The organism is Cobetia sp. MMG027 (assembly GCF_027947415.1).
In the GTDB taxonomy this organism is placed as follows: Bacteria; Pseudomonadota; Gammaproteobacteria; order Pseudomonadales; family Halomonadaceae; genus Cobetia; species Cobetia marina.
This window is the reverse complement of record NZ_JAQJIO010000008.1, coordinates 204,160-223,783: the sequence shown is the minus strand read 5'-3', so window position 1 is coordinate 223,783 and position 19,624 is coordinate 204,160. Positions and strand designations below refer to the sequence as shown.

Sequence of the window (19,624 nt, the reverse complement as noted above, 5' to 3'; positions counted from 1 at the left end):
AGGGCCACCGGGGCGCTTGTGGCAAGCATCCCGATCAGGTCAGGGACTCGTCGTACTGGCCGACCTTGTCGGTGATGGTGGTGAAGTCAAAGCGCGGCTGGCGGCTGGCGAGACTCATGATCACACAGACCAGGGTGCTGGTGCCGTAGGCCGTGAGCGAGGCCAGCAGCACGGTGTAGTCACGCAGTTCGCCGGTCGCGAAGATGACCATGGCCAGCATGGCCAGCACGCCGGCGACCAGTCCGGCGATGCGACCGAGGAAGCCGAAGACCATCAGGCCGATGATGACGCCGCCACCGATGCTGGCGAGCAGCTCGAAGATCAGCCCACTGATACCCTCCAGCGGCACCCACTCGAAGCGCGCCATGCAGAACACCACCATGGCGACCAGGACGGAACTGGTGAAGGCCAGGTTGGTGATGCGATCCCAGAAGCAGCTGGCGATCACCGGGAAGACGATGGCGCCCCAGAGTGCGCCGACGAAGACCAGCATCACCAGAATATCCAAAGAGAAGCTGGCGAAGACGATCCCCAGCACGGTGGCGATGATCATCGTCAGACGCCCGACCAGCAACATGCGTCGAGGGTCGGCCTTGCCGCGGGCGATGTTCTTGCCGTAGACGTCCGCCATCATGATCGCCGAGAGTGCCGAGAGATCGGAGTCAGCGGTGGAGGACAGCGAGCCGATCACCAGGATGAAGAACAGGGCGATGAAGAAGGGCGGCAGGTACTCCGACACCATCTGCGGAATCAGGTTGTTCATGTCGCCATTGAGCGGCTCGACCCCGAGGGTCAGCGCCATCAGACCGATCATCCCCAGACCGATCACGATGGCACCGTAGCCGACGGTAGCCGTGATGAAGGTCGGCTTGATGTGATCTTCATTGACCGCGAACAGGCGCTGGGAAATCGTCTGATTGCCGATGGCATACGCCAGCACGGCCACGAAGAAGGGCGCCCCCTGATTGAGGATGGCATCCGTCGAGAAGAAGTCGGCTTGTTGCGGCGTGACATGCTTGAGCCCTTCCACCAGCTCCGAAGGGCCACCCATGGCAAAGAACACGGCCGGAATGATGACGATGGCGATGGCCATCAGTGCCACCAGCTGGGCGAAATCCGTCAATACCGAGGCGCGGAAGCCCGACCAGAGCGTATAGCAGAGCACCCCGACCCCCGCCAGGATGACGCCTGTCTGGAAGGACAGCGGCGACAGCACCGAGACAAGCGCACCGGCGGCTGTGAAGTTGACCATCAGGCTGATGATGCTGCCCAGCACGTTGGAGAAGGCCAGAATCAGCTGGCTGCTCGAACCGTGGCGTGCATGGATCAGCTCGCCCAGCGTATGGGCGTTGGGGGCCAGCTTGCGGAAGCGGCGGCCGAAGGGATAGATGAACAGGATCATCAGCGCGCCCCAGAATCCATAGTGGATCGGGCCTGACACACCATAGGTATAGCCGGAGGTGGCAGCGGCATAGAAGGAGGCGGCCCAGATCCAGGTGGCGGTCATGCTGGCGGCGCCCATGCCGAAGCCGACACGGTGGTTGGACACCATGAACTCGTCAGCATCTTCCTTTTTCTTGCGAATGGTGAGAGTGATCAGGTAGGTACCGCCATAGAAGGCGATCAGCAGGAGAAGAACGGTAATGGTCGAGAATTGATAGAGAGAGTCGTTGTTCAAGTACGGAGCCTCCAATGGATGACAGAACACCTGTTGACCTGAGCAGCGAGCTGTTCAGGAGTGCGGTGATGAGAGTCATGAAAGGAAGGTTCTGAGCCGTCTTGCCTTGAGATGGTTGTCGTGTCCAAGGCGTCTTCGTCTGGTGAACAGGCAGACCCTGTCACACTTGCGAGCTACGAGGTGTCAGCACTTTCCAGGGAAGAAAGTGCGGGGTGGCGGGCGTCGTGGCATGCACTTGCCCTCATCAGCGTAATGCTGCGTCATGGATTCCCTCTCTTATCGATAATGTCGAGGTTTCGACAGTCTTTCGAAAATACTGGTGATCCAGTGGGTCGCGAGTCCTGGTGCTTTCGGTGAGCGTTAAGATTGAGTTAATGAAGGCTGCATACCTTAGTGTCTGGTTTGCGACATGTCCACCCTTGACAGATTCCAGCAGATCGCTCTCAGGTATTGCCTGAACTCCAGGTCCATAAAGATGGCGTCATGCCCAGAGGTATCTGGCGTTTTATTGAATCTTCATTCAATATAAATCAAGTGTAATTCTTGGTGTTTCAGGGCGTCAAAGTCTGTCATTTAATGTCATTGAAATGTGTGAATTCCCCTTCTTTTTCTCGTGATGCCTCTCGGATCTTTGAGGGATTTTCTCTGCCTCATCGTGGGGTTTCATGTTGATGGATATTCAATGATTTCACGCAAGTGATTGTTTTAAAAGTTGTTTGTCTATTATTGCCCAGCGTTCGGCCAGTTCTCATGAATACTGTGATGACGAGGAGGGCGCGAGAGGAGTACGAAGAGAGGGCGAGAAGAGTGCAAGGAGAGGGCGAGAGGAAAACAAGGAAAAAAGGGAAGGCTGTCTCGACGGTTGTTCGCCACCTTGCTGGCCGATGAATCAAAAAAACCGCCCCCTGAACGGGAGCGGCAAGATGATGTTCTCAGTGCAGAGTACGTCACTGAGGGGCGTCTTCAGCCCGCCGGGCTCAGGATGCGGATATCGCCATCGGCGATCCAGTCACCGGCATTGTCGCGGAAGCGCTGCATATGTTCGGTCTCACGGTGGGCCTGCAGCGCATCGTGGGATTCCCAGGCTTCTACCACGGTGATGGTGTCGGGGCGTGGGTCGTTGTCCTTGTCGGCGGCGCGCTCGGAGTCCAGGCACGGGTGGTAGGCGTGGCAGCCATCTTCCTCGCGCACGGTGGGCGCGACGGCGCAGAGTTCATTGAAGACATCCTGAACGTGACCTTCCTTGGCGGTAACGGTGGCGATTACCCAGATCATCCTGGCTCCTTGTGACGGTGTTGACCGCAGTTGTGGCAGGGATTCTCGTGATGAGATGTCCTGACTATGTGGAGTCGTTTCTGGCCACTGCAAGGGGCGGCGGCTGACTGCCGGCATGATCTCGCGTGATGCGCACACCAAAGCGCCGGACAGCAGGGCTGTCCGGCGCAGTTGTCACCAGGCAATGATCCGTGGATCAGGCCGGGAAGGCGATCGATCAGGACGGGAAGGCGAACTGGGCGCCTTCACGCAGACCGGCGGAAGGCCAGCGCTGGGTGATGGTCTTGCGGCGGGTATAGAAGCGCACCGCGTCCGGGCCGTAGGCGGACAGATCGCCGAACAGCGAGCGCTTCCAGCCACCGAAGCTGTGATAGGCGACCGGCACCGGCAGCGGCACATTGATGCCGACCATGCCGACCTGGATGTGATCACTGAAGTAGCGGGCGGCTTCGCCATCTCGGGTATAGATGCAGGTGCCATTGCCGTATTCGTGATCATTGATCAGCTGCATGGCGGCTTCCATCGAATCGGCGCGCACGACCAGCAGCACCGGGCCGAAGATCTCTTCCTGATAGCAGGTCATCTCCGGGGTGACACCATCGATCAGGGTGCCGCCGACGAAGAAGCCGTTCTCGCCGCCTTCGACCTGCGGATTGCGGCCATCGACCACCACCTTCGCGCCTTGCTGCTCGGCGCTGTCGATGTAGCCCACCACCTTGTCGCGATGCGCCGCGGTGATCAGCGGGCCGAAATCATTGCCCTTGTCGCTGTAGATACCGACCTTAAGGCCTTCCATCTGCTGCTTCATCTGCGCGATCAGCTTGTCGGCGGCGTCATCGCCCACGGCCACCGCGACGGACAGCGCCATGCAGCGCTCACCGGAGGAGCCGAAGGCGGCGCCATTCAGTGAGTTGGCCACGTATTCCATGTCGGCGTCCGGCATCACGATGGCGTGGTTCTTGGCGCCACCGAGGGCCTGACAGCGCTTGCCGTTGGCGGCGGCGCGGCTGTAGATGTACTCGGCGATCGGCGTGGAGCCCACGAAGCTGACCGCCTGGATGCGCGGGTCATCCAGCAGCGTATCGACGGCTTCCTTGTCGCCATTGACGACATTCATGACGCCGGCCGGCAGGCCAGCCTCCATCAGCAGCTCGGCGATGAACAGCGTGGAGGTCGGGTCGCGCTCGGAGGGCTTGAGGACGAAGGTGTTGCCGCAGGCGATCGCCATCGGGTACATCCACAGCGGCACCATGGCCGGGAAGTTGAACGGCGTGATGCCGGCAACGACGCCCAGTGGCTGGAATTCGCTCCAGGAGTCGATGCCCGGACCGGTATTGCGGCTGTGCTCACCCTTGAGCAATTCCGGAGCGCTGCAGGCATATTCGACATTCTCGATGCCGCGCTGGAGTTCCCCCAGCGCATCGTGACAGATCTTGCCGTGTTCCTGGCCGATCAGGCGGGCGATCTCTTCGGCGTGCTCTTCCAGCAGCTGCTTGAAGCGGAACATCACTCGGGCGCGCTTGATCGGCGGCGTGTTGCGCCATTCCGGGAAGGCGGCGGCGGCGGCCGCGATGGCTTCCTCGACGGTCGCCTTGCTGGCCAGGCGCACCTGACCGCCGACCTCACCGGTGGAGGGATTGAAGATGTCCTGGGTACGGCCTTCGCTGTGATCGAGGTTGCCGTTGATGAGGTGACCGAGCGTTTTCATTGTTGTGGGCTCCATGAAATGACTTGCAAGAAAAAGGGCAGTGATGGGGCTGGCGTCGATCGCCAGTCCGAACGTGATTGTCAGTCCTGAATGTGATTGTCAGTCTTAAGCGTCGATCATCAGTCCTGTGCGGCGAAGGCATCGCCCAGGGCATTGATCAGACGGTCCAGTTCATCGTGCTCGGTGATGAACGGCAGACCCAGCTGGATGGTGTCGCCGCCGTAACGCACATAGAAACCGGCCTTCCAGCAATGCATGGCGATCTCGTAGGGACGCCGCGCCGGTTCGCCGGGATAGGCCTCGACCTGCAGAGCACCGGCCAGGCCGTAGTTGCGGATGTCACTGATATAGCGAGTGCCCTTGAGCTCGTGCAGCTTCTTCTCGAACACCGGGCTCAGTTCACGGACACGGGGGATGAGCTGGTCATTCTCGAGCACGTCGAGGGCCGCCAGTGCCGCGGCACATGCCACCGGGTGACCGGAGTAGGTGTAGCCGTGGGGAATCTCCATCATGTAATCGGCGCCGCCGTTGTCCATGAAGGTCTGGTAGATATCGCCCTTGACGACCACGGCACCCATCGGCACCGCGCCATTGGTAAGCTGCTTGGCGACATTGAGGATGTCCGGTGTGACACCGAATTCCTCGGCGCCGCTCATGGCGCCCATGCGCCCGAAGCCGGTGATGACCTCATCGAAGATCAACAGGATATCGTGCTGGTCACACAGCTCGCGCAGTCGCTTGAGATAGCCCACAGGTGGCGGCAGCACGCCGGCGGAGCCTGCCATCGGCTCGACGATGACGGCCGCGATGTTGGAGGCATCATGCAGCGCGATCAGCTCCAGCAGCTCATCGGCGCGCTCGGCACCGGTCTGGGGCATGCCGGGGGTGAAGACATTTTCCTTGAGCAGGGTATGCGGCAGATGGTCGGCATCGACCCCCTGGCCATAGAGCGTGCGGTTGGCGCCGATGCCGCCGACGCTGAAGCCCCCGAAGTTGACGCCGTGATAGCCCTTGCTGCGACCGATCAGCTTGGTCTTGGTCGGCTTGCCTTTCTTGCGCCAGTAGGCGCGCGCGATCTTCAGTGAGGTATCGGCGCTTTCGGAACCTGAGCCGGTGAAGAAGACGTGATCCAGCCCCTCGGGCATCAGTCCCGTGATGCGATGTGCCAGCTCGAAGGCCTTGGGGTGGCCGTACTGGAAGGATGGCGCGTAATCCAGCTCGCGCAGCTGTGCGCTGACCGCTTCGGCGATCTCCGGGCGGCAATGGCCGGCACCGCAGGTCCAGAGACCCGACAGGCCATCGAAGATCTGGCGTCCCCGGGAATCCGTGAAGTAGGCACCCTGCGCCTTGGTGATGATGCGTGGGTCCTGCTTGAACTGCCGATTGGCCGTGTAGGGCATCCAGTAGGCGTCAAGTTGTTCCTTGCTCAATCCTGCCTGGGCGGAAGGGGATGTGTCGAAGGCGGTCATGATGTCTCCCGAAGAGTGCTGTTGTTGTTGGATCTCGGCTCCTGTCTGGCTAGATTAGAAAGCCCTTTTGATAAGATAAATGCCGTTGTCTTTATCTTCAGGAAAGCATTTACTTAACTTTCCATGTCGTGGAACTCAGGAGGGCAGACCATGCGCAAGGACGGCATGAGAGGACAGCTTGGCGATGCCGATCTGCGCTTGCTGCGCATCTTTCGCAAGGTGGTGGAGTGCGGCGGCTTCTCGGCGGCCGAGATCGAGCTCAACATCAGTCGCTCCGCCATCAGCATGGCGATGAGTGACCTGGAGACGCGGCTGGGCCTCAAGCTCTGCCAGCGGGGTCGCAGTGGTTTCGCGCTCACCAATGAGGGAAGAGACGTCCATGAAGCCGCGATGCAGATGCTGGCAGCGGCGGAAGGCTTTCGCACGCGCATCAACGGACTGCACGCCTGGCTCAAGGGCGAGCTGAACATCGGCATCACCGACAACCTGGTCACCATGCCGGAGATGCACATCACTCACGCCCTGAGCGCGCTCAAGAAGCACGGCCCGGAAGTGAAGATCAACATCCGCATGATCCCGCCCAATGAGATCGAGCGCGCCGTACTGGATGGGCGATTGCATACCGGCGTGATCCCGACGCTCAAGACGCTGCCGGGACTCGAGTATCGCTCGCTCTACGAGGAAACCTCCTGCCTTTACTGCGCGCGGGGCCATGTGCTGTTTCGCGAGCCCCGGGAAGGCGACACTCGCGCGCGCGGACGCCCGGTGGGGCAGGAGGAAATACGCCAGCATGATGCCGTGCTGCCTGCCTACGCGCAGACACCCACGATCAAGGCGCTGCATGAGCCACTCAGGGCATCCGCCTCGGCGACCGACCGCGAGGGCATCGCCTTTCTGGTGCTCTCCGGGCGTTATCTCGGCTATCTGCCCACCCACTATGCCGAGCGCTGGGTGCGCGATGGCCAGATGCAGGCGCTCAGCCCGGTGGCCAACTCCTATGTCACCTATTACAGCGCCATCACGCGCAAGAGCCGCGCGCCCAACCTGGTGCTGGAGCGTTATCTGACCGAGCTGGACGCCCTGCGCCAGGCGACACCGACACGGAAAGCGCCATCTACCCAGGAGGGCCGGTCATGAACAAGTCCAAGCGTGCCGGGGTCAGGGAAGTCGCCCAGCTGGCGGGGGTGTCGGTCGCGACGGTCTCACGGGTTTTGAACAATCCGGAAAAGGTGGTGAAGAAGACGGCTGACAAGGTGCTGGCGGCGGCCGAAGCGCTCGATTTCCTGCCCAACAATGCCGCGCGTGTGCTGTCCCAGCATCAGTCGCGCACTCTGGGGATCGTGATCCCGACCTTCGAGAATCAGATCTACGCCAAGTTCATCGATGCATTGGAGGGCGCGCTGGCGCGGGCGCACTACAGCCTGATGGTGACGACCACCCAGAAGGGACGGGTGACGGAATACGACAAGGTACGCGAGCTGGTCAACATGGGGGTGGATGCCGTGATCCTGCCCGGCGGCAGTCATGCCGCCGAGACACTGGACTACCTGACGCGTTTTTCGGTGCCGGTAGTCTTCAACAGCATCTATCTGCCGGACTCGCCGTTGATCACGGTGGGCTATGACAACTACGGTCTTGCCAAGGCGCTGGCGGAGTATCTGATGTCCCTGGGCCATCAACGTATCGTCATCCTCTCCGAGCCGCTGGCGCACAACGACCGTGCGCGCCTGCGCTATGACGGGGCAGTTGCCGCGCTGCAGGCGCTTGAGAGTGCCAGCGCCGACCGCGAGCTGGATCAGTTCGTCGATGTCACCACCGCGGGGGCAAGTGTCGCGATAGGCAAGCTTCAGTGTGAGCTGGGGTGCGCGCTCGATGGCGAAGGGCAAGGCGGCCTGCGGGATGGCATTACCGCCGTGATGTGCCTCAATGATGTGCTGGCCAGTGGTGCCATGCTCGCATTGCAGCGGCGAGGAATCCGTGTGCCGCAACAGGTCTCGGTGGTGGGATTCGATGACCTAGAAATGGCGGAGTTTCTCAATCCCCCGCTGACGACCGTAGACCTGCCGGTGGAGGAGATGGGCGAGGTGATCGCCCAGTCGCTGATCCGCCATCTCGAGGACGACGCGCCCTTGGCTTCACGCTTGCTGGACGCATCGCTGGTGATTCGCGGCAGTGCAGGCCTGGCACCCAGCCAGGACTGAGTCCCGATTCAAGGCATCTGTTTCAGGGCGCCCTGTCGTCGACCCAGCCCGGGCCATAGATCGGCTGCAACCAGGCGCGGTGCAGGGAGTTGTCCAGCGACTCAGCCTGAAAGCGCACGTACTTCCAGTCACCGTCCAGTTCCAGCTCCCACTCTGCTGCAGCGGTGGGGGCCGTGATCTCGATCAGCTGCGGCGTGTCTGGCTCGCTCGGGCCTGCGGAGTCCATGTCTCGCTGAATCATTGCCTTCCATTTCACCTTGCCAAGTGCGCTGACGCGGAAGGTGTAGCGACCCTCCTGTTCAGACATGTCCAGTGGCGTATCGGCCAACATCACCCCGGTGCTGGCATAGAAGCGGTTGCGCTTCACGTTGCGCAGGATATCCACTTCGGTGAGGGCGGCCTCCACCATGATGAAGCCGAGCGGGGCATAGTTCTCGTAGATGTACTGCTCACGATAGAACTCGTCATTGCCGGCAAAGCCGGCACAACGCACCCCCTCGCAGAGCAGATCATCCCAGCAGGGCTCTGCCATGTGCGGCGCGTAGGGCCTGGCCCCCATGTGTTCTTCCAGGATGGAAAGGCCGTTATAGACCTCCATGCCCATGATGTTCATCTCCGCGAGGCGCGCACACGGGTTTAGAAGCGTCTTCTTGATCTGTGTCCATTCGCCGCCTCCGCGCGGGCGGGTGGTCTCGAAGAAGTTGGGATGGGCGCAGATCGACAGGCCGCCGACCTTGCCCATGCTCAGCACATGCAGATATTTCGAATGCTCGCCGGCGAAATAGCCGTCGAGATAGCCGCCATCGTCGATGGTGTCGTTCTGGATCTCGCGTCCCGGAATCACCACGAAGTCATCACGCTGCTCGCCACGTGAGAACAGCTCGATGTTGTTGAGGTAGGGGTGAACCGACGTGCACACGAAATCGAAGTTGAAGGGGGCGGCCTGTGAGCGCCGGATCACTTCGTCATGATCCTCGCCATGAATCCGGTCCATCGAAATACTCTCATCGAGCGCTTCGCAGGTATGCACATGGATATTGCCCTTGAGCCATCGCGTGCCGGGCTGAGGCTCTGACTCGCCCAGCGGGGCGTAGGGATTATGGACACGATGGGTAGCTGGCATGGCGGCGCTGCGGGAAGTTGGTACTGCTCGGGTCATGTGAGTCGTCCTTGTCATGACGGCGTGCCAGAGAGAGCCCTGCTGATCAGTCAGCGGGTGAAGAAATCACAAGCAAGCGGCAAGCCAGGCACCAGGGGGCGGTAAAATGGCTCGTGGCAGCGACAAGCCCCGAGCCATTTCCTGGCCTCTCGGTCCTGGTGATCCGACGTCGCTCAGCCAACCTTCGAGGCCAATGCGATATCCGGCTTGGCGGTGTCCGGAAGAGCGCTTGCGGCGTGTGACTCAGCACCATCCCAGTAATAGGCCGCGACATCCTCGCTGGGGCTATGGCGGGTCAGCTTGCTGACGACCACCAGCACGACCAGTGAAGTCAGGAAGCCCGGGTAGGCGGGGTCGATGCCAGTCGACAGCAGTGGCCAGAGGGCGGTGACACTCAGTGCGCTCGCCATGCTGCTGATGCAGCCGCGGGACGTCGCATGCTTCCAGAACATCACCGCGAAGAACGGGAAGATCAGCGTGGTGGCCGAGATGCGCAGCGCCCACTGGTAGGCCGAGATGATGTCGGTCATCAGGAAGGTGACGCCCAGTCCCAGCACGCTGATGATGACGACACTCAAGCGTGCCGAGGCCATCTTCTGCTTCTCGTTGGCCTGACGATTGATGAAGTTGCCGTAGATATCATGCGCCAGATTGGAGCTGCCCTGCAGGATGTAGGAATCCGCCGAGGTCATCAGGGCGGCCAGCAGACCGACGATGACCAGCCCGCCGATGGCCGGATGCAGCAACTGCATGGTGACGTAGGAGAAGACGTGGTCGGCCGAGGTATCCAACGGCACGAATTGACGTGCCAGTACGCCGATGCAGTAGGGCAGGAAGGAAATCAGCATTACGATGGAGAAGCCTGATACGCCGGCCTTGATGGCCACGTCTTCGCTCTCGGAGGCGAAGATGCGTTGCCAGGTGCACTGCCAGACGAGGTAGAACGGCGCCACCGTCAGCGCGAAGGTCACCACCTCCATCGTCTTGCCCTCGGGCAGCGGGGCGAGGAACTCGATCGGCGTATTGAGCAGGGCGTGTTCCAGCCCTCCGGCATAACTCAGGGCAGTGAAGCCCAGCACCATGATGCCGGCGATCAGCAGGATACTCTGCAGGGCATCGGTGACGATGGCCGCTTCAAGGCCGCCCAGAATGGTGAAGCCGAGAATCAGCGCAAAGGACACGAAGATGGCGGTATTGAACTCCAGCCCCAGCACCACGGTGAGGATGGTGCTCATGCCGATGATCTGGATCGCGGTGGCAGGCACCGAGTAGACGAAGGCCGAGAAGAACGAGGGAAACAGACTGGCTTTGCGGCCGAAGCGGCGCCCGAACAGGTCCGCCAGGGTATAGAGCTTCTTGCGACGCAGCGGGCGGCTGAAGAAGATGACCAGCATCAGGCTCGCGATGATGCCGGGCAGGGCAAACATGAAGTAGCCGGAGAGCCCCTTGGAAAAGCCCATCCCCATCCAGCCGATGAAGGCTGCCGCGCCACACCAGGTGCTGATGGTGGTGCCGGTGATCTTCCAGTAGCCCATGTTCCAGCCGGCAATCAGATAGCTGTCAGAGGTCTTCACCTTGCGGAAGTAGTAGTAGCCGATCGCGAACATGATCACGAAATAGCCAATGATATAGGAGTAGTACCAAGCCATTGTCGAGTCTCCGTTTATTGTTGATTGTTCTATGAAGGTCATGCATGGAGCAGGGCGTACGTGGCGTAGCAGGGACTGAAGCGACCCTCTGATTGTCGGGGGTGGCGCAGTGGGGCAGGTAGCGGACATGACCGGGGCAACCATGTCTTGTCCTCGAATGTAACCCGTTACATCGACTCAATCTAGCCGAGAAAAAGGCACTGTCAAAAACAAATTTCACCGGCGGACGAAAGTCTCATGCCGGCGCGATGGCAAGATTCTCGTGGGGAGGGGAGTCATGCAAGAGGCGTCATCCTCATGCCTCGGCGTGCAGAAAACAGGTGCCGTAGCTGGAGTAAACGACGACAACTCTGCCGCCATTCAGGCGATACGACTGCCAGAGGAATGAAGGGCTATACAGGTCGCGTCTCGCAACGCTGTCATGGCAGGCGATTTTTTCTTCGGCCTGCAGGGCATGGCAGGGCATGAAATCGGGGCGTGCTCAGTCAGGAATGTGGGCGAGCTCAGTCAGGAAGGCGTACGGAATCACGGGGTCATCTGAAAGACGCACTGTGTCTTGGCTAGCGTAAAGCCGCAGGCGGCATAGAATCTCCTGGCGACATCGCGCGCCTCATGGGTGCGAACCCGCAGGGTCAGCGCCTCGTCGGTTGCCCAGGCAATGGCCTGCCTGGCCAATGCCCGCCCTGCGCCTTGTCGTTGCGCCTCTTGTGCGACGGACAGGCCCAGTATCTCGATGAAATCGGCTGAAGCGACACGAAAGACATGCTGGGCATGCAGCCAGCCAATCACTTCGCCCGCCTGTTCCGCCACCCAGATGCGGTCATGGCGTGACGCCAACAGGTGCTCCAGTCGCTGCAGGATCAACGCATCATCGTCGTGGGGCAGATAGCCCAATGCGGACGCAACGCGTGAAATTCCCAGGGCATCCTTGGGTGTGGCAAGGCGAATCTTCATTGATGTTGTCCAGTCTCCATGACGATGATGATGGATGTTCGAGGGTCTCATTCGTCAGAGAGGCTCATTCATCGTCGTAGTGAATGATCGACAGCAGCTGAATCGGTACCTCGTTCAATTTCTCGGGACCATGCGGCACACCGGCATCGAAGGCCAGGCTGTCACCGGGTCCCATGTCATAGAACTTGTCACCATGACGGTAGGTGAGGTTGCCGGAAAGCAGGTAGATGAATTCATGCCCGGCATGACAGAAGTTGGGGAAGACTTCGCTGGCGTCATCCATGGTGATCAGGAAGGGTTCGTAGCGCTTCTTGGGGCCTTGTTTGTAGCTCAACAGTTGATAGGCATGGCCGACTTCCGTGCCGGTGCGCACCACCTGCATGCCTTGCCCGGCCTTGATGTGCTGGGCACCACGCCCATTGACATCGTAATCGCTGAACAGCTTCGAGATCGGCAGGCTCAAGGCATTGCACAGCTTGTTGAGGGTATCGAGGCTGGTGGACACCTGGGCGTTCTCCACCTTGCTGATCATGCCCTGGCTGACACCGGCGATACGCGAGACGTCGGAAATCTTGTAGCCCTGCGAGACTCGCTGCTGCTTGAGCGCGCGCGCGATGTGCTGCTCGAGTCCCAGGCGTGTCTCGTCGGCTGCCGCCGTGATGGTGTCTTTCCTCTCTGACTGCGCAGCGGGGTCGGTCGCTAGTTCACGGGGCAGAGTGTCGGAGCTGTCCTGTTCCGACTTCTCGGAGGGAGCGGGGGATTTTCGCGGCATGATGACTCCTGTAGCGGAGAGGGTGGCAATGGGAAGGGGATGGCCGGCGAGGACGCGGCATGCCCTTGTGAGGCATGCGGCGCATCGGCTCGCGAGCGGGGTATGGCGTGACATTACCAACTTTGCCGTCAACCCTCATCCTTGATGTCTGCCAAGGGGGCGGGAGTACCTTTCGAGAGTCCTTCTCAATCACCTGGCCTGGGTGTGAGGCAAGAGGCCTCCTCGACGTCACGTCGAGGAGGCCTCTTGCGTCTTGCGTTCGCAATGCGTCCTGCCACTTCACCCGGTTGTCACTGCAGGTCTTGCAGTGCCCGACATGGTGGGTGTGCTCAGCCGCGCGCCAGTCGCTTGGCCTTTTCCGGATCATCGAAGGGCAGGGAATGGCTGATGGCCGAGAGGCTGGTCTCTCCGTCAGTGCCGGTCTTGAGGGTCAGCGGAGTGCCATGCTCGGCATAGCCGGGTTCGAGACGTGCCAGCGCCATGGAGCGATCGCTCAGGCGCGAGTACATGCCTTGGGTGATGACACCGACACACTTGCCGTCGGCGTAGATCTTGTCACCGATCTGGGCGACGTCTTTCGAGTCCAACAGCACGCCATAGACCTTGACGCGCTCCTTGCCCTGCAGCGCGAGGTGTTCGCTGGCGCCACGGAATTCGCTCTTGCCCGGGGAGACGGTGAAGTCCAGGCCCAGCTCCCACAGGGTGTCGCCCACCGGCTGGTCGGGATACGGGTAGGTTTCGGAATTGTCCGCCGGGTAGAACAGCAGGTGGCTCTCGACCCGCAGCCAGTCAAGGGTGCCGAAGCTGCACGGCTTGATGCCCATGTCGGCGCCATCTTCGAGAATCTGTTCCCACAGAGAGGGAGCGTCCTTGGCCTTGCAGAAGATCTCGTAGCCACGCTCGCCGGTGTAGCCGGTGCGCGAGATCATCACGTGGTAGCCGAACAGCTGGGTCTGCAGATGGTGGAAGTAACGCAGCTCACGGATGCCCGGCACATGACGCTCCAGAAAATCCACCGCGACCGGCCCCTGCAGTGACATGTCATGCATGTCGTCATCGAAGGTCAGGCTGACGGCGCGTCCCAGGGCACTCTTGGCCAGCATTTCATTCGCGGTGCCCGTGCCGTGCACCACGAGGTAGGAGTTCGGCGCCAGGCAATAGACGATGCAGTCGTCGACGAACTTGCCGGCCTCATTCAAGACGCTGGCATACACCGATTTGCCCGGATACAGCTTGGACATGTCCCGCGTGGTGACGTAATCCAGCACGGCCTGGGCGTGCGGGCCATTGCAGTGGATCTTCTTGAGTCCCGAGACATCCATCAGACCGGCGCGGGTGCGGATGGTCTCGTGGTCATCGGCCGTGTCCGAGACGGCGTAATTCCAGGCAGTGCCCATGCCATTCCAGTCTTCCAGCTCCGCGCCCAGCTTGCGGTGTTGTTCGGCCAATGCCGAGATGCGCCATGAATTCGCCATGCGTCCCTTTCTCCTGTGAGTCGTGCTGCCTAGCGTAAGTGGGTGGTGCCGTAGTCCTGCTGGTGCTGGCGGAGATGGCGCGCAAGACGCGCATTCGCCGCAGGAGGTGTTGTTGTTCTGTTGCCTCTTCAGGCGCTTCACAAGGGCTTGTGCCTGCTGCTTGCCTTGCCTGATCGCATGAGTGTCGATTCTTGAAAGGAAATAAACATTCCTCATGGTTAAGCAAGGGGCTTGCCAATTCCGTCAAAGGCCATGGCCACGGCAGCCCTTGAACGAGTCAGGCGCCGATTGGCAGCACGAATTCGGGCGTGAATATTAGCGTTTTGCGTCATGCTGGTGCGAAGAGAGGGCTTTGGGCACCGAAATGATGCCTATTTCGAGAAACGAGCAGGAATTCACTCAGGATCACTTGGCATTTCCTGTGGGGTAAAACGAGCTTGGAAAATAAATTTCCAAGCAAAACAGGAAGTTGATGAAAAGTTCTGGGCAGCAGCTGGCGAAATGGCATGCTGCATGCTTTTCTTTGGGGGAAATAAAGTTGACCAGCAGGAATCACAAAAACTCGTTTCATCCGCTATCTTGACGTGGCGAGTCACCACAAGGGGTCAGGTTTCCCGGGGTGGCAGACAGTGTCGAGGGAGATGGAACCCGGTCCGCTCTCAGAGGAAACCCAGATGTCACCCGAAAACGCGCAACAGTTCATCAAGGATCACGACATTCGCTATCTGCTGGCGCAGTTCGTGGATATTCACGGCGCCGCCAAGACCAAGTCCGTGCCGGCCAATTGCCTGATGGATGTGGTCGAGAAGGGCGCCGGCTTTGCCGGCTTCGCCGTCAGTGGTCTCGGCATGTCGCCGGAGGGGCCGGACTTCATGGCGCGGGGTGATCTGAGCTCGTTGTCGCTGGTGCCGTGGCAGCCGGGTTATGCGCGCATGGCCTGTGATGGCTACGTCAATGGGCAACCGTTCGCCAACGACAGCCGCGTGGTGCTGCTCAAGCAGCTGGAGCGCCTGAAGGAGAAGGGCTGGACGCTCAATAGCGGGCTGGAGCCGGAATTCTCGCTGTTCCGCCGGGGGGAAGCGGGTGAGCTGTTGCCGGTGGACGAGAGCGATACCCTCGCCAAGCCCTGCTACGACTACAAGGGCCTGTCGCGTTCGCGTGAATTCCTCGAACGTCTGGTCGAATCGCTGCAGGCGGTGGACTTCGACGTCTACCAGATCGATCACGAGGACGCCAACGGCCAGTTCGAGATCAACTACACCTACAGCGATGCGCTGACCTCGGCAGACCGCTTCACCTTCGTGCGCATGGCCGCCGGCGAGATCGCCAATGACCTGGGCATGGTGTGCTCCTTCATGCCCAAGCCGCTGGCGGACCGCCCGGGCAATGGCATGCACTTCCACCTGTCCGTATGTGATGACACCGGACGCAACCTGTTCGGCGATGATTCCGACGCCCAGGGCATGGGCCTGTCGTCGCTGGCGTACCACTTCCTCGGTGGTCTGCTGGCGCATGCCCCGGCGCTGTGTGCCTTTGCCGCGCCGACCGTCAATTCCTACAAGCGTCTGGTCGGGGGTGGCAGCACCAGCGGCGCGACCTGGGCGCCGGTCTTCATCGCCTACGGGGACAACAACCGCTCGGCCATGGTGCGTGTGCCTTACGGTCGCCTCGAGTTCCGCCTGCCGGACGCCGGCTGCAACCCCTATCTCGTGCACGCCGCCATCATCGCGGCGGGGCTGGATGGCGTGGCGCGCAAGTTGGACCCGGGCACGCCCCACAACATCAATCTCTACTCGCTGACCCCGAGCGAGTGTGCCGAGAAGGGCATCGAGACGCTGCCGCAGAATCTGGCCCTGGCCATCGATGCGCTCGAGGCGGACAGCATTCTGCGCGAGAGCCTGGGCGAGGGAATCTGCGCCGAGTTCATGCGCCTCAAGCGCGAGGAATGGCTGGATTACAACGCACAGGTCAGTGCCTGGGAAGTCCAGCGCTACGCCGAATTCTTCTGATCTCATCCGGCGGCGCTCGCGGATCTCGCGGGTCATGCCAGACGAGGGTCGCCACTGTCACCACCACGTTCAAGACATCAGGCAGGAGACGCCTCCTGCCCGTGAGAGGACATCACCATGTGTGGAATCGTAGGGCTTTATCTCAAGAACCCGGCGCTGGAATCGCGCCTGGGGGAGCTGTTCGAGCCGATGTTGATCGCGATGACCGATCGCGGCCCGGACAGCGCCGGCTTCGCCATCTATGGCGACGAATTTGACGCTGGCATCAAACTGACGCTGCAAAGCGATGGTGCCGATGAGGATTGGGAGGCGATCGCCAAGGGCCTGGGCGAGCAGGTCGGCACGGTGGCGGACTGGTTCAGCAATGCCAGTGTCGCGGTATTCAAGATCGCCGGAGAAGAAAGTGCCGTGCGCGGCTGGCTTGCCGACAGCGCCCCGCAGATTCGCGTGCTGAGCGTGGGGCAGAGCATCGAGATCCTCAAGGCGGTGGGCCTGCCGGCCCATATCGCCAGCCTCTATGGCCTCAAGGGCATGCAGGGCAGCCACATCATCGGCCATACCCGCATGGCGACCGAAAGCGCCGTGACCCTGCAGGGCAGCCACCCGTTCTCCACCGGGCGTGACCTGTGCCTGGTCCACAACGGCTCGCTGTCCAACCACAACTGGCTGCGCACCAAGCTCAAGCGTGAAGGCATCAGCTTCGAGACCGACAACGATTCCGAAGTCGCCGCCGGCTACCTGACCTGGCGTCTGGAGCAGGGCGACAGTCTGGAAGCCGCAATCACCGGCGCCCTGAAGGACCTTGATGGCTTCTTCACCTTCACCATTGGCACGCGTGATGGCTTCGCCGTGGTACGTGATCCGATCGCCTGCAAGCCTGCCGTGATCGCCGAGACCGATGACTACGTGGCCATGGCCTCGGAATACCGCGCCCTGGCCAGTCTGCCGGGCATCAAGGATGCCCGCGTGTGGGAGCCGGAACCCGGCCGCCTGTATCTGTGGGAAAAAGACACCGCCCGTTCGGAGGCCGCGTAATGATGAAGACTCACGATCTGGCCGTTGATGGGCTGCGCGAATTGAACCAGGCCCTGCACGATGCCGATACCCTGAAGGACGCGCGCGAGTGGCGAGTGGTCAACTCCGACGGCGCCCACAACATCGCCTGCGGTATCAATGATGACATCAGTGTCGATATCGATGGCCACGCGGGCTACTACTGCGCGGGCATGAATCAGAAGGCCAGCATCACCATCCACGGCAATACCGGGGTGGGGGTGGCGGAAAACATGATGTCCGGCTGCGTGCGGGTCAAGGGCGATGCTTCCCAGTCCGCGGGCGCGACCGCCCACGGCGGCCTGCTGATCATCGAAGGCAACGCCTCGGCGCGCTGCGGCATCTCGATGAAGGGCGTCGATATCGTCGTCAAGGGCAACATCGGGGCCATGAGTGCCTTCATGGGCCAGGCGGGACGCATGGTGGTCTGCGGCGACGCCGGTGAAGGCCTCGGCGATTCGCTCTATGAAGCGCGACTCTACGTGAAGGGCACGGTCGCATCGCTGGGCGCGGACTGCATCGCCAAGGACATGCGTGCCGAGCACCTGGAAGAACTGGCGGAGTTGCTGGCGAGTGCCGGAATCGATGAAGACCCGGCCAGCTTCACGCGTTATGGATCTGCGCGTCAGCTCTATCACTTCAAGGTCGACAACGCCTCAGCCTACTGATCAGGATGCCCAACATGACTGACGAAACTCAAACACAGCCTTACAACCCGGCACTGCGGGAATCCGCCACCTTCGGCCGCGATGTCATTCACGAGATCCAGCGCGCGGCGGAGACGGGAATCTACGATATCCGTGGCTGGGGCGCCAAGCGCAAGGTGCCGCATTTCGACGACCTGCTGTTCCTCGGCGCCAGCATGTCGCGCTACCCGCTGGAAGGCTATCGCGAGAAGTGCGAGACCGAAGTCGTGCTCGGCACGCGTCATGCCAAGAAGCCGGTGGTCATCAGCACGCCGGTCACCATCGCCGGCATGAGCTTCGGGGCCCTGTCCGCCCAGGCCAAGGAAGCCCTGGGGCGTGGCGCCTCGGAAATCGGCACCTCCACCACTACCGGCGATGGCGGTATGACCCCGGAAGAGCGCGGCCAGTCCTCGCGCCTTGTCTATCAGTACCTGCCGTCGCGCTACGGCATGAACCCGGACGACCTGCGCAAGGCCGATGCGATTGAAGTCGTGCTCGGGCAGGGCGCCAAGCCCGGCGGTGGCGGCATGCTGCTGGGGCAGAAGATTTCCGAGCGGGTCGCGGGCATGCGTACGCTGCCACAGGGCATCGACCAGCGCAGCGCCTGTCGCCACCCGGATTGGACCGGCCCGGATGACCTGGCGATCAAGATTGCCGAGCTGCGCGAGATCACCGACTGGCAGGTGCCGATCTACGTCAAGATCGGCGCGACCCGCACCTACTACGACGTCAAGCTGGCGGTGAAGGCGGGCGCGGATGTCATCGTGCTGGATGGCATGCAGGGCGGCACCGCCGCCACCCAGGATGTCTTCATCGAGCATGTCGGCATTCCGACCATGGCCGCCATCCCCCAGGCCACTCAGGCACTGCAGGAAATGGGCCTGCATCGTGAAGTGCAGCTGATCGTCTCCGGCGGGATTCGCAACGGCGCCGATGTCGCCAAGGCGATCGCGCTGGGTGCCGACGCCGTGGCCATCGGTACCGCCGCCTTGATCGCGCTGGGCGACAACCATCCGCGTTACGCCGAGGAGTATCAGAAGCTGGGGTCCGCCGCCGGTTTCTATGACGATTTCCAGGATGGCAAGTGTCCGGCCGGTATCTCCACCCAGGACCCGGAGCTGAGCCAGCGACTGGACCCGGTCGCGGCCGGCAAGCGTCTGGCCAACTACCTGCGCGTGCTGACGCTGGAAGCCCAGACCCTGGCACGTGCCTGTGGCAAGTCACACCTGCATCATCTGGAGCCGGAAGATCTGGTCGCCCTGAATGTGGAAGCCGCGGCCATGGCCCGGGTGCCGTTGGCGGGCACCAACTGGGTGCCGGGCCAGGGCGGTTACTGATGGCACGATCTCTATCGTGCGTGTGCCATTGCGCATGAGAGCGATCGTGCATGGCTGCCATTGCGCATGATTGTCATGGCAAAGCTGCGAAGCCTTTTGTCAGCAAGATCGCCGCAATGTTGTCCAGGCAAAATGTCGCAATGACAAGAACTCTGCTCCGGTTGATGTAGAAAAATATGACCTGACGATATTGAGTTAT

The 19,624-nt window shown here is 61.3% G+C and carries 15 protein-coding genes; 6 read left to right on the top strand and 9 right to left on the bottom strand.

Annotated elements, in window-relative coordinates; translation table 11 throughout:
* Nucleotides 1–34: 34 nt before the first annotated feature.
* The 4 genes from PJK54_RS13000 to PJK54_RS12985 form a co-directional block, all read right to left on the bottom strand.
* Nucleotides 35–1,678 (bottom strand): sodium:solute symporter family protein, encoded by a 1,644-nt coding sequence (locus tag PJK54_RS13000; RefSeq protein WP_271303105.1) that lies wholly within the window; start codon nucleotides 1,676–1,678, stop codon nucleotides 35–37.
* Between the two features lie 963 nt (nucleotides 1,679–2,641).
* Entirely contained in the window at nucleotides 2,642–2,953 is a 312-nt protein-coding gene (locus tag PJK54_RS12995; protein ID WP_043332154.1) for a putative quinol monooxygenase, read from the bottom strand.
* Between the two features lie 217 nt (nucleotides 2,954–3,170).
* On the bottom strand, nucleotides 3,171–4,661 hold the full coding sequence (locus tag PJK54_RS12990; RefSeq protein WP_271303104.1) for a CoA-acylating methylmalonate-semialdehyde dehydrogenase: 1,491 nt from the start codon (nucleotides 4,659–4,661) through the stop codon (nucleotides 3,171–3,173).
* Nucleotides 4,662–4,780: 119 nt separating this feature from the next.
* Entirely contained in the window at nucleotides 4,781–6,130 is a 1,350-nt protein-coding gene (locus PJK54_RS12985; protein ID WP_077377099.1) for an aspartate aminotransferase family protein, read from the bottom strand.
* 150 nt (nucleotides 6,131–6,280) lie between these two features.
* On the opposite strand from PJK54_RS12985, the gene PJK54_RS12980 reads away from it, so the two are divergent.
* Together PJK54_RS12980 and PJK54_RS12975 are read left to right on the top strand one after the other, a co-directional pair.
* Nucleotides 6,281–7,267, top strand: a complete 987-nt coding sequence (locus PJK54_RS12980) for a LysR family transcriptional regulator (RefSeq protein ID WP_077377096.1) — start codon at nucleotides 6,281–6,283, stop codon at nucleotides 7,265–7,267.
* Entirely contained in the window at nucleotides 7,264–8,331 is a 1,068-nt protein-coding gene (locus PJK54_RS12975) for a LacI family DNA-binding transcriptional regulator (RefSeq protein ID WP_271303103.1), read from the top strand. The genes PJK54_RS12980 and PJK54_RS12975 overlap by 4 nt, the downstream gene beginning before the upstream one ends.
* A 22-nt stretch (nucleotides 8,332–8,353) precedes the next feature.
* On the opposite strand, the gene PJK54_RS12970 is transcribed toward PJK54_RS12975, so the two are convergent.
* The 5 genes from PJK54_RS12970 to PJK54_RS12950 form a co-directional block, all read right to left on the bottom strand.
* A complete protein-coding gene (locus PJK54_RS12970) occupies nucleotides 8,354–9,490 on the bottom strand; it encodes a hypothetical protein (protein ID WP_271303102.1) in 1,137 nt (378 codons plus the stop codon).
* A 173-nt stretch (nucleotides 9,491–9,663) separates the two neighbouring features.
* Nucleotides 9,664–11,139 carry a sodium:solute symporter family protein gene (locus PJK54_RS12965; RefSeq protein ID WP_271303101.1) on the bottom strand — a complete coding sequence of 492 codons (1,476 nt, stop codon included), beginning with the start codon at nucleotides 11,137–11,139 and terminating at the stop codon, nucleotides 9,664–9,666.
* A 525-nt stretch (nucleotides 11,140–11,664) separates the two neighbouring features.
* Nucleotides 11,665–12,093, bottom strand: coding sequence for a GNAT family N-acetyltransferase (locus tag PJK54_RS12960; protein WP_271303100.1), 429 nt, complete (start codon nucleotides 12,091–12,093; stop codon nucleotides 11,665–11,667).
* A gap of 64 nt (nucleotides 12,094–12,157) precedes the next feature.
* The gene (locus PJK54_RS12955) at nucleotides 12,158–12,865 is read right to left on the bottom strand and encodes a helix-turn-helix domain-containing protein (protein WP_136937973.1); all 708 of its coding nucleotides are present in this window, start codon (nucleotides 12,863–12,865) and stop codon (nucleotides 12,158–12,160) included.
* 329 nt (nucleotides 12,866–13,194) lie between these two features.
* A complete protein-coding gene (locus tag PJK54_RS12950) occupies nucleotides 13,195–14,340 on the bottom strand; it encodes an aminomethyltransferase family protein (protein WP_271303099.1) in 1,146 nt (381 codons plus the stop codon).
* Between the two features lie 674 nt (nucleotides 14,341–15,014).
* On the opposite strand from PJK54_RS12950, the gene glnT reads away from it, so the two are divergent.
* The 4 genes from glnT (at nucleotide 15,015) to PJK54_RS12930 (ending at nucleotide 19,425) form a co-directional block, all read left to right on the top strand.
* A complete protein-coding gene (gene glnT / locus PJK54_RS12945; RefSeq protein WP_271303098.1) occupies nucleotides 15,015–16,349 on the top strand; it encodes a type III glutamate--ammonia ligase in 1,335 nt (444 codons plus the stop codon).
* A gap of 117 nt (nucleotides 16,350–16,466) precedes the next feature.
* On the top strand, nucleotides 16,467–17,384 hold the full coding sequence (locus tag PJK54_RS12940; RefSeq protein ID WP_077377084.1) for a class II glutamine amidotransferase: 918 nt from the start codon (nucleotides 16,467–16,469) through the stop codon (nucleotides 17,382–17,384).
* On the top strand, nucleotides 17,384–18,070 hold the full coding sequence (locus PJK54_RS12935) for a protein glxC (RefSeq protein ID WP_258038285.1): 687 nt from the start codon (nucleotides 17,384–17,386) through the stop codon (nucleotides 18,068–18,070). Before PJK54_RS12940 ends, PJK54_RS12935 begins: the two co-directional genes overlap by 1 nt.
* A gap of 14 nt (nucleotides 18,071–18,084) precedes the next feature.
* Nucleotides 18,085–19,425 carry an FMN-binding glutamate synthase family protein gene (locus PJK54_RS12930; protein WP_077377081.1) on the top strand — a complete coding sequence of 447 codons (1,341 nt, stop codon included), beginning with the start codon at nucleotides 18,085–18,087 and terminating at the stop codon, nucleotides 19,423–19,425.
* The last annotated feature ends 199 nt before the right edge of the window (nucleotides 19,426–19,624 follow it).